Below are 1671 nucleotides of genomic sequence, written 5' to 3' on the forward strand. Positions count from 1 at the left end.
CAAGACAGGGCACGATCGAGCCGCGAACGACCGGCGCGATCACCCGCACCGTCACCACGACCCGCACCCCGCCGACGGCTTCGAGGTAATCCCCCGTGTCCGATGACGCCGCCCAGACCCTAGAGCCGACGGTCGAGCCCGCCGTGTCGGACCACGAGGCCGCGCTTCTCGAGGCTGCCGCGCTGGCGCATGCCGCGGGCGCGCCGCGCCCTGTCGAGGAGGAGGCGCGCGAGCCGGTGCCGCCGTCGGAGCGCGCAAAGCTGCTCCTGCGGAGCATGTTCCGGCTGGCCATCGAGCGCTCGCACATGCGCGTCGCCCTGGTCGGCCTGGTCTTCGTGGGCGTGTTCGGGACGATCTCCGCCAAGCTCCTGATGATGGCGATCTTCGGGGATCCGCCCAGCCAGGAGCACCGGGTCGCGGCCGCATCCTCGACCGCCTTCCGGCCCGACATCATCGACCGGAACGGCGAGATCCTGGCCACCGACATCCGCACGGTCTCGGTCTTCGCCGAACCCGGGAACATCTACGACAAGGACGAGGCGGTGGAACTCCTCACCGCGGTCCTGCCGGAACTCAACGCCTCCGAGCTGCGCGCCAAGCTCACCCAGCGCAAGGACAAGAAGGGCGCCGGCTTCGTCTGGGTGAAGCGCGAGCTGACCCCGAAGCAGCAGGCCGAGGTCCACCGGCTCGGCATCCCGGGCATCGGCTTCCTGCCCGACCACAAGCGCGTCTACCCGAACGGCGTCGCGGCCGCCCACATCCTGGGCGCGACGAACCTCGACGGCATCGGCATCGCCGGCATGGAGAAGTACATCGACTCCACCGGCCTGCAGGCCCTCAACAGCTTCGGGCTGATCAACAAGCAGGCGGACCTGAAGCCGGTGCAGCTGTCGATCGACCTGCGCGCGCAGTTCGCCGTCCGCGACGAGCTGGCCTGGGGCATCGACCACTTCAAGGCCAAGGCCGGCGCCTCCATGATCCTCGACGTGAAGACCGGCGAGGTCATCGCGCTCGTGTCCATGCCCGATTTCGACCCGAACGATCCCAAGGATGCACTCTCGCCGGATCGCATCAACCGCATGAATGTCGGCGTCTACGAGATGGGCTCGACCTTCAAGGCGATGACGCTCGCCATGGCGCTCGATTCCGGAAAGTACAACGTCAACTCGACCTTCGACACCCGGGGCGGCGTGCTGAACTGGGGCCGCCAGAAGATCCACGAGTACCACGGCACCAACCGCGTCATCACCATGCCGGAGGTGTTCACCCACTCCTCCAACATCGGCTCCGCCAAGATGGCGCTCGGCGTCGGCGTGCCCGGTCACAAGGCCTTCCTGAAGAAGATGGGCCTGCTCGACCGGCTGCGAACCGAGCTGCCCGAGAGCGCGGCGCCGATCGTTCCGTCCCGCTGGACCGAGATCAACACCATCACCATCGCGTTCGGCCACGGCATCGCGGTGGCGCCGATCCAGGCGGCGGCAGCGGTGGCGGCCATCGCCAATGGCGGCGACCTGATCACCCCGACCTTCCTCAAGGCGAACCCCGACGACAAGGCGCGATCCACCCACGTCCTGTCGGGCCAGACCTCCGAGGCGATGCGCTACATCATGCGGCTCAACGCCTCCGAGGGCTCGGCCAAGAAGCCGCGGTTCCGTACTACTTCGTCGGCGG

General features: G+C 68.1%; 1 pseudogene. It reads left to right on the forward strand.

Going from position 1 to position 1671, the window contains the following annotated elements:
- Positions 1-143: 143 nt before the first annotated feature.
- Positions 144-1671 (forward strand): annotated as a pseudogene (locus I53_RS11570) (peptidoglycan D,D-transpeptidase FtsI family protein); the annotation flags it as partial.

The sequence above is a fragment of the Methylobacterium sp. B1 genome (assembly GCF_000333255.1).
Classification (GTDB): Bacteria; Pseudomonadota; Alphaproteobacteria; order Rhizobiales; family Beijerinckiaceae; genus Methylobacterium; species Methylobacterium fujisawaense.